The organism is Priestia sp. RMT2NF4, assembly GCF_047872835.1.
In the GTDB taxonomy this organism is placed as follows: Bacteria; Bacillota; Bacilli; order Bacillales; family Bacillaceae_H; genus Priestia; species Priestia zanthoxyli.
Genome location: NZ_JBLQZO010000001.1, coordinates 1,660,346 through 1,668,702, shown reverse-complemented (window position 1 = coordinate 1,668,702; position 8,357 = coordinate 1,660,346). Strand labels below are relative to the sequence as shown.

9 protein-coding genes are annotated in these 8,357 nt (G+C 34.4%); 6 read left to right on the top strand and 3 right to left on the bottom strand.

Features of this window, described 5'->3' with window-relative positions; translation table 11 throughout:
• The first annotated feature begins 228 nt into the window (after nt 1-228).
• Nucleotides 229-807, top strand: a complete 579-nt coding sequence (locus tag ACMX9J_RS09055; protein WP_416225677.1) for a DJ-1/PfpI family protein — start codon at nt 229-231, stop codon at nt 805-807.
• 636 nt (nt 808-1,443) lie between these two features.
• Here the strand turns inward: ACMX9J_RS09055 and ACMX9J_RS09050 are convergent.
• Nucleotides 1,444-1,779, bottom strand: coding sequence for a winged helix-turn-helix transcriptional regulator (locus ACMX9J_RS09050; RefSeq protein WP_047750188.1), 336 nt, complete (start codon nt 1,777-1,779; stop codon nt 1,444-1,446).
• Between the two features lie 143 nt (nt 1,780-1,922).
• On the opposite strand from ACMX9J_RS09050, the gene ACMX9J_RS09045 reads away from it, so the two are divergent.
• The gene (locus ACMX9J_RS09045; RefSeq protein WP_047750190.1) at nt 1,923-2,417 is read left to right on the top strand and encodes a lactoylglutathione lyase family protein; all 495 of its coding nucleotides are present in this window, start codon (nt 1,923-1,925) and stop codon (nt 2,415-2,417) included.
• Between the two features lie 304 nt (nt 2,418-2,721).
• Nucleotides 2,722-3,762, top strand: coding sequence for a zinc-binding dehydrogenase (locus ACMX9J_RS09040; RefSeq protein WP_047750192.1), 1,041 nt, complete (start codon nt 2,722-2,724; stop codon nt 3,760-3,762).
• Nucleotides 3,763-3,813: 51 nt separating this feature from the next.
• Here the strand turns inward: ACMX9J_RS09040 and ACMX9J_RS09035 are convergent, their stop codons facing one another.
• Nucleotides 3,814-3,981 carry a gamma-type small acid-soluble spore protein gene (locus tag ACMX9J_RS09035; RefSeq protein ID WP_033580113.1) on the bottom strand — a complete coding sequence of 56 codons (168 nt, stop codon included), beginning with the start codon at nt 3,979-3,981 and terminating at the stop codon, nt 3,814-3,816.
• Nucleotides 3,982-4,367: 386 nt separating this feature from the next.
• On the opposite strand from ACMX9J_RS09035, the gene ACMX9J_RS09030 reads away from it, so the two are divergent.
• From ACMX9J_RS09030 to ACMX9J_RS09020, 3 genes are all read left to right on the top strand, one after another.
• Nucleotides 4,368-4,859 carry a hypothetical protein gene (locus ACMX9J_RS09030; protein WP_053001464.1) on the top strand — a complete coding sequence of 164 codons (492 nt, stop codon included), beginning with the start codon at nt 4,368-4,370 and terminating at the stop codon, nt 4,857-4,859.
• 437 nt (nt 4,860-5,296) lie between these two features.
• Nucleotides 5,297-6,484 carry a CynX/NimT family MFS transporter gene (locus ACMX9J_RS09025; RefSeq protein ID WP_047750194.1) on the top strand — a complete coding sequence of 396 codons (1,188 nt, stop codon included), beginning with the start codon at nt 5,297-5,299 and terminating at the stop codon, nt 6,482-6,484.
• A gap of 228 nt (nt 6,485-6,712) precedes the next feature.
• Entirely contained in the window at nt 6,713-7,132 is a 420-nt protein-coding gene (locus ACMX9J_RS09020; protein WP_034267243.1) for a MarR family winged helix-turn-helix transcriptional regulator, read from the top strand.
• Between the two features lie 179 nt (nt 7,133-7,311).
• On the opposite strand, the gene ACMX9J_RS09015 is transcribed toward ACMX9J_RS09020, so the two are convergent.
• Entirely contained in the window at nt 7,312-8,190 is an 879-nt protein-coding gene (locus ACMX9J_RS09015) for a LysR family transcriptional regulator (RefSeq protein WP_047750197.1), read from the bottom strand.
• Nucleotides 8,191-8,357 lie beyond the last annotated feature (167 nt).

Genomic DNA, 8,357 nt, shown 5'->3' with positions numbered 1-8,357 from the left:
TTAAAGCTATTTCAACACCAATCTATTCTAAAATGACAAGACCACATTATACCATTAAATTAAATAATAGGTAATAACTATCTACTAAATGAAAAGCTAGTCAACATAATCCATATTATAGGAACAGATATATCTGGTTATATGACAAATTATAAAGAATAAGAGGGTATTAGAAAAATATGGAGAATTAAATTACATTATTAACTATGTTAAAGAAGGTGTAATTTAATGAAAGTTGGTTTTATTCTTTTTGATCAATTAACAGCTTTAGACTTTATTGGGTTTTACGATGGCATTACACGGTTAAAAACACTAGGATTCAAAAAAGATTTAACATGGGATCTTTGTGCATTAAGTAATGAAATAAGCGATGACCGTGGAATTACATTTAAAATAAATAAAGTTTCACCAGACCTATCAGAGTATGATTTAATCTTTGTGCCAGGTGGAATGGGTACCCGATCTTTGCAATATGATCCTGAATTCATTAACTGGCTAAAAACAGCAAAAGATGTTCCTTATAAAGTTTCTGTGTGTACTGGATCACTTCTACTAGGAGCAGCTGGCTTCCTAACAAATATAAAAGCTACTACTCACCCAAATGGATTTGATTTATTAAAACAATATACAGACAAAGTAGAAAAAGAACGGATTGTTAAAGATACTAGTATTATTACTGGTGGTGGAGTTGCTACTTCAGTAGATCTGGGACTATATATATGTGAATTAATTGATGGACCAGAAACTGCAGCAAAGATTCAAAAACAAATGGATTATCCTTATTATAAAACTGGTATTGTAAATTAGCATCAACCCCAAAAGCCTTCATTTTGAAGGCTTTTGGGGTTGATTACATTATCCTTTTAACTATGTATACTCCATACATTATTAGTTAACATAATACCTCTTTCCAGAAGACAAGAAAAAAGAGAACCCTTATGGGAGTAAGGGTTCTACAAGGGTCACTTTTATAGAATATTCAGCTTTTTATACATCCTTGATATGACGAATTTCTCCTTACAAGTAGTTGAAGAGATGATGCATAAAAAGCGCACCTTTTATTCATATGCATAGACATATTAAAAATATCCTTTAATTACATAAAGTGGTAATATTCTTATATTTCAATACTTCGGATACGTATGAACAAACCCTTATAAAAAAGCAACTTCGTTCATTGGCCAATGCCTAGGTTGCTTTTTTATAACGTTATTCAAGTTCTAATCTTCACTCAAAGCTTTCGACCATCTCATTTTCTGATGCTCTTAACCACTTTTAAGGGTGAGTTAGATTTCCTAATACTGTATAACCCTTAGTACCACTTAATTTAATATGTACAAGATTACCTTCTAACGGTATCGCTTCCTATATACCAGTTTTTAATTGATTACCAAGATTTAGAGTGTTTTATGATAGGCAAATATTTTTGTCAAAGCTCTCAAATCAAAAACCCTCTCCATGTTCTTTCCCCCATGTATGCATCAGGTCTAAGATGGGCATTAATGTTTTTCCCTTGCTGGTTAAGGAATAGTCCACTTTAGGTGGTACAGTATTGTATTGAGTCCTATTAATTAAGTCATCTTGCTCAAGTTCTTTTAATTGTTTCGTCATTACTTTATGGCTCACACCAGGTAACAAATGACGTAATTCACTATACCTTAATGTCCCGTCTACGCCTAAATGCCATAGGATCACCGTTTTCCATTTGTTACCTATTTTTCCTAATGTATATTCAATAGAACATTTTAATTTTCCTGTATCGTCTATCGGAGTGCTCATTCCATTCTTCAGTCCTTTCTTACCTTTAGGTTAGTTTCTTACAAAAAAGTGCGTTCTTCCATAATTTAAAATTGTGAAATACACTATTTATGTGTTCGACAGCAAACACTAAAATCATTAAAAATATTGGAGGAATATAAATTATGTTCACATATCCTAAAACATTTTCTCATATTGGTCTTTCAGTACCTAACCTAGATGAGGCAATTAAATTCTATACTGATGTGTTCGGTTGGTACGTTATTATGGAACCTTCAGATGTAGAAAATGATGATACACCTATCGGTCAAATGTGTCGAGATGTATTTGGAAATGACTGGGATAAATTCAGAATTGCACATTTAGCTACGGGAGATAAAATTGGCGTAGAAATGTTTGAGTTCCCTGAAAATGAAAAACCTGAAAATAACTTTGAGTATTGGAAAACAGGAATTTTCCATTTCTGCATTCAGGATCCAGATATTGAAGGTCTTGTAGAGAAAATTAAGCAACATGGTGGTAAACAACGTATGCCTATCAGAGAATATTACCCAGGAGAAAAACCATATAAAATGGTTTATGTAGAAGATCCATTTGGAAATATTTTTGAAATTTATACGCATAGCTATGAGTTAACTTATTCACAAGGCGCTTACTAATAAATAATCTCTTTCCACCAGCAAAATCTTTTGCTGGTGTTTTTTATTATATGGTAGCGCCATGTTACAAAACAATAAAAAAGAGAGTTTATTAATATTTCTAAATTTAATGATCCAATGGTTTTTGACATTGCGAAACAGAAGTAAAAAGAAAAGGCCGTAAAAGTATACTGACTCCAAACTTGATGATAATAGAGAGAAGAGTGCATAATGAAATATGCATGTTTTTTTCTAAACTATAAGCAGCCGTAGCCGTATGAAATATATTAAAAACTATATTCGTAAAAAAGAAGGGGACTGTTCTATGAAAGCTGTACAAGTAACAGGGTATGGAGACGTAAGTAAATTAAGCCTAGTAGAAATTCCTATACCTGAACCGAAAGAAAATGAAGTTCTTATAAAAGTAAAGGCCTGTGCTATTAACAATACAGAAATTTGGATGAGAGAGGGTGCTTACGGTACTGACTCAAAATCTGGATGGCGACCGGAAGGAGTCCAGTTTCCACGTACACCAGGATCTGATATCACGGGAAAAGTAGTAAAAGCAGGAAAGTTAGTAGAGGAGTCTATAGTGGGAAAAGACGTTGTGTTATTCCCTTTTATATCTAGCGGAGAAGAAGGGTACGAACATATTGCTGATGATATGTCCTTTATAGGTTCAGAATACGATGGTGGTTATGCTGAATATGTGGTTTGGCCTGCTGAACTTTGCTTTGACATGCCCCTATCAAGCTATTCAGAAAGTGCTGTTTTTTCGGTAAGTGGGTTAACTGCTTGGCACATGGTCAACCAAATTCAAGCTCAACCAGGTGAGACAGTTATAGTAACTGGAGCAAATGGTGGTGTGGGATCATTAAATGTACAGATTGCCTCTAAAGTCTTTGGTGCTAAAGTTATTGCAATCACGGGGGACTTAGAGAATCAAGAAAGAATTAAGGAATTGGGAGCCACACACGTATTATCATATAAATCTGATACTCTTTCAGAAGACATTTTAGAACTGAACGGAGGTCCGGTCGATTCCGTTCTAGATGTTGTAGGAGATGCTTTGTTTTCCATATCTCTTCAAGTTTTAAAAAACGGAGGGAAATTTTGCATTTCAGGTTCTGCTGGTGGTCAGCATACAAACTTTGATTTTAGAACATTGTATCTAAAACATATTACAATGTATGGATCTGTGTTGGGAACGAGAGCAGAGTTTAAAGATATGCTTAAGGCAATTTCTGAGGGGAAAATTAAACCAGTTATTGATAAAATTTTCCCTTTAGACAAAGCAAAAGAAGCCCAAGTGTATTTTAAAAATAAAGGGAAGTTAGGGAAGATTTTATTACTTCCCCAAGAATAACTTTGTATCACAAAGGGTTCTTTCAACGAGCATGAAAGAACCCTTTTAACATTATTTTTGGTTTTTGTTTGCTTGAGCGTTTTGACGTTTAACGTGTTGTACGTCAGTCTCGCTAGCAAATTCCGTACCGTATTTGCCAGAAGATGCTTGAGCATTCTTTTGCTTCACGTGTTGTACATCTGTTCCTGAAGCTGTCTTGTTAGAGTATTTGTTTTCCATTACTATCACCTCCACAAGAATTAATATATCCAAGTGGAGAGACAGTATCCTTAGAAGTACGTGGTAAGAAAAAATTGAAAATTTCAGGAAGTGTTGGGCATATCACTATGAGGCAACAGAACGTATTTAAAAGCTATAGTAATCAACATTGCGTTGATTTAAATTGACTTAAAGCAATTAAGCTTTGGAGTTGAAAAATAGAACAACCTGCTGCCACTCTTAGCAAGTTGTTCTATCAGGTAACATGTACAAGAAAACACCGTCAATAGGTTGTTCAAATTTTTACCGATTATATATTATAATCCTTAGGCAGCATGCTCTTAAGATAATTCGTTGTGTAATTTTAGAATAGATGTACACCTTAAAATAGAGAGGTGTATAAAATCATGAAAAAGAATAGACTATTTTTAATACTGTTAGTTATCACTTGTTGGTCCAGCTTTTCATTTATGAAAGGCAAAGATTTTAAACGTTTTCTTCCAGCATCCATTGCTATTTGTATGGTAACTAAATACCTTAATTCTTATGCTAAGAGAAAGAATTTTTGGTCTTTTAAACAAAGTATACATCCGAAAATTCCTGGTGAAGATGTGTGGACATGGGGGCCCTTTTTTACTGTATCTATGTGGGTGCTTAAATCCACATACCGTAAATTGCCTCTGTATATAGCTGTAAACTTTATGATTCATACTACATTTACATTTGTAGTTGTACCTAAATTAAAAAAGGACAGCATCTTTAAGCTTAAGAAAATTAATCCTTTTCAGTACGTAACCATTTTGACTGTTAGACAACTTCTGTTATATGGTTTTCAACATATGAGTGAGTTTATAATGTCGAAGAAACTAGAGGTAAAGCCGGATAATGGTGAGCATTAATAGGAGCATTCCTTTATTGGGTAAGTGATAAAAATATCTAAGCATCTTCATCAGTACACAGGTCACGAGCCGTTTGGATAAAGGCATCCGTTTCTTTTGATGTACCTTTCCTAGCACTGCTATATTAATTTCTCTGAACGTGTTGGGCTTTAACTCTCTAGAAACTACTTGTTCTGGCAGTGACAAGTAGTTTCTTTTTGTTGTAATCGTAATTCCTAATCCTTCTTGTACCATACTTAAGGCTGTGTCATATGTAGTTCTTCACCGCCTTTTGTAAAACTTCCGGTTTTCGATATCTGAACAATAAGTTGAATTTGTGATTTGTTCATATCATTTTTGTTATATACCATATAATTAATATGCATTTTATTTATAATAAAACCTAATGTACCATGGAAGAGGATTAAGTTTCAAGAAATCAACCGGAGGTAATTAGTATGGTCAATCGTAATAAATTGTTTCTATTTGCACTTATACTAGCTGCATTTAACCTTAGGCCGGGTCTAACTTCAGTTAGCCCAGTATTGCATGGAATAACGAAGGATCTAGGTATGAGTTCAACTTTAGCTAGTTTGCTCACTTCCATTCCTTTGGTATGTTTTGGTTTTTGTTCGTTATTTGCTGGTCGTTTAGCAAATCGCTATCAACCAGAGAAGATGATTACTTTTGCTATAACTTGCATAGGTATTGCAACGTTTCTAAGGGCCTTTGCAAATTCCTCAATTTACCTGTTAATAACGGCTTTATTAATTGGTGCAGGAATTGGTGTTGTAAGCCCTTTGCTTTCTGGTTTCATTAAAAGTCATTTTCCAGACAAGGCAGCATCGGTGATAGGCATATACTCTACTTCAATGGTAGTGGGTGCATCTATTTCTATTGGGTTAACAACACCACTTCAACACTGGTTCAATCATTCATGGAAAAATGGATTAGCATTTTGGAGTATTCTTGCTCTACTCGCTATTCCAATTTGGCTTGTGGTGATAAAACAATCTCGTATTCCTGCAAGTAATTTTTCACAAAAGACAAAGGTTTCTTTACCGTTAAAAAATAAAAAAGCTTGGTTATTAACTTCTTTTGTAGGGATTGTAACTCTGTTGTTTTATTGTTTTTCAGCATGGCTACCAGCCATTGTAGAGGAAAAAGGGTGGACGCCAGCATTTGGTGGTCTTGTAGGTACAATTGCTATGATTGCACAGCTACCAGCTACTTTTTTATTACCTAGTCTTTTAAAAGTGCTACCGAGCAGAAGGTTTTGGATTACAGCCTTTACCTTAAGTATAATAATTGGTTTATCTCTGTTATGTTTTACAAACGTAACACCTATCGTTTCAAGTATATGTTTAGGGATTGGTGCCGGTGGTCTTGTGTCGCTAACTTTGTTGTTACCATTAGATATGGCATCTTCCCCTATGGAAGCAAGTACTTGGTCAGCAATGACTCAAGCAATTGGATATATGATCGGTGCAGTCGGCCCGTTCATAATTGGATTTCTTCATGATTATCTAGGAAGTTTTGTTCCGACGTTATATCTTCTTATAATTATAGGGTTCATTGCCATCTTATTAGGATGGAAAATCACAAAACCAGCTAGGGGTAAAGCAGAGGGTCTACCTGTGAAATAAAAACCACGAAGTAAATCGTGGTTTTTATTTTAACTTTTGAAAAAGCCTATATAACAACTTTTAAAGTATAGAGTGATATTACTGTGTGCAAGAGGGGGGTCCCATGAATACATTTAGTCAGAAAAATAGTAGCGATTATATAGAATCACGCGTGGGTATCGCCTACTAATAAAGACTTATATTACTCGATTCTTAATACATATTTTTCTATCTTTCTGAGGTGACGTTATGGATTTACATGATTTAACAAGCCATCTTATTCATCGTACAGATGTAAGAGCAATGAATTATTTCAAGAAAAAGCTCAAACCTTATGGCATGACTCCAGTACGATGGAGCATCATTAGTGTTCTAGACTCTCACAAAGGGATAACCCAAACAGAACTAGCAGAAGCAATTGATAAGAAACAAACAACTATTGTAGAAATGATTTATGCGATGGAGGAAAAAGGACTCATAAAAAGAATGTACAGTGAACGAGATCGTCGCTTACACTATCTATTTCTTACAGAAAAGGGAGAAGAGTTAAAGAAAACTCTTTCACCTTTAGTTAAAGACGCTGACCTCTTCGTCACGCGTCAATTAAGTGATGAAGAAAATACTCAACTAAAGACATTGTTAAACAAGGTATATAACGGTATACAATAAGCGGTGTTACTGAATATTCCTTTCTCTAATCAGGATCGTATACGGATTCTTCCATCATCTTTTTGTTTGATTAACAACGATTAAAAATAGTAGAAATAAAAAAGACAGCCACTTTTTGAATCAACCGGCTGTCTTTTTTATATGCACTAAATAGCAACACATGTTTCTTTAAGTGCTATTTAAGCATCTTCTTGAGCAAAAAGAGTGAGAGCTGTTTGAATAAAGGCATCTGTTGCTTTGGATGTATCTTTCATATCTAGCACTGCTATATTGATATCTCTAAACGTATCTGGTTTTAATTCACGAAAAACGACTTGGTCTGGCAACCACCAAATATTTTGTTTCGTTGTAATGGTAATTCCTAACCCTTCTTGTATCATACTTAATCCTGTCTCTATATAATCCATTTCAAACCGTACTTTAGGAGTCAAGTTATACTCGTTGAATAAAGCATGAATTTGTACCTCATAACCGCATTTTCCAATTAGTATATCTTCACCTTGTAGGTCAGGAATACTTATTGTTTCTTTCTGAGATAAAGGATGGCTTGAGTGCATAAGTACAATCAGTTGATCTTTAATTAAAGGTACGGTATCAAAATCTTTATCAGGAGGAATAATAATTCCTACATCAATGCATTTGGAACGTAACCACTCTTTGACTTGATCTACATTACCTTCCGAAAGCTTGATTTCTATACCAGGATACTGACTTTCCATTGTACGTATGATCTTAGGAATAAACCTAGTACAAGCAGTTCGGTAAGCGCCGATGTGTACCTTCCCAATTTCTAACCCCTGTTCAGCCACAATTAATTCATCTACTTTTTGTAATTCACTCAGGATTGTTCTAAAAGTAATTAATATGCGCTCTCCTACATCTGTAAAAGATAATCCGTTCTTCTTATCTCTCTTGATTAACTTCGTTCCTAGTTGCGATTCAATTGTTGCTACAGCGCGACTTACCGCAGGTTGTGTCATATGTAGCTCTTCACCGGCTTTTGTAAAACTTCCTGTTTCTGATATCCGGACAATAAGTTCAATTTGTGATTTGTTCATATCAATTTTGTTATCTCCTGTATAATTAATATGCATTTCATTTGTATTAGAATCCAATGTATCATGAAAGAGAATTAAACTTCAAGAAATTAACCGAAGATAATTAGGATTAGCGATTGTAATAAATTATTTTCATTTGTGCTTATAGTACTGTTTTGAGGATTTTA

Bases quoted from the DNA above. Each gene is read 5' to 3' on its own strand.
- ACMX9J_RS09035 (WP_033580113.1), bottom strand. From the start codon at position 3,981: ATGGAAAACAAATACTCTAACAAGACAGCTTCAGGAACAGATGTACAA.
- ACMX9J_RS09050 (WP_047750188.1), bottom strand. From the start codon at position 1,779: ATGAGCACTCCGATAGACGATACAGGAAAATTAAAATGTTCTATTGAA.
- ACMX9J_RS09040 (WP_047750192.1), top strand. From the start codon at position 2,722: ATGAAAGCTGTACAAGTAACAGGGTATGGAGACGTAAGTAAATTAAGC.
- ACMX9J_RS09025 (WP_047750194.1), top strand. From the start codon at position 5,297: ATGGTCAATCGTAATAAATTGTTTCTATTTGCACTTATACTAGCTGCA.
- ACMX9J_RS09015 (WP_047750197.1), bottom strand. From the start codon at position 8,190: ATGAACAAATCACAAATTGAACTTATTGTCCGGATATCAGAAACAGGA.
- ACMX9J_RS09030 (WP_053001464.1), top strand. From the start codon at position 4,368: ATGAAAAAGAATAGACTATTTTTAATACTGTTAGTTATCACTTGTTGG.
- ACMX9J_RS09020 (WP_034267243.1), top strand. From the start codon at position 6,713: ATGGATTTACATGATTTAACAAGCCATCTTATTCATCGTACAGATGTA.
- ACMX9J_RS09055 (WP_416225677.1), top strand. From the start codon at position 229: ATGAAAGTTGGTTTTATTCTTTTTGATCAATTAACAGCTTTAGACTTT.
- ACMX9J_RS09045 (WP_047750190.1), top strand. From the start codon at position 1,923: ATGTTCACATATCCTAAAACATTTTCTCATATTGGTCTTTCAGTACCT.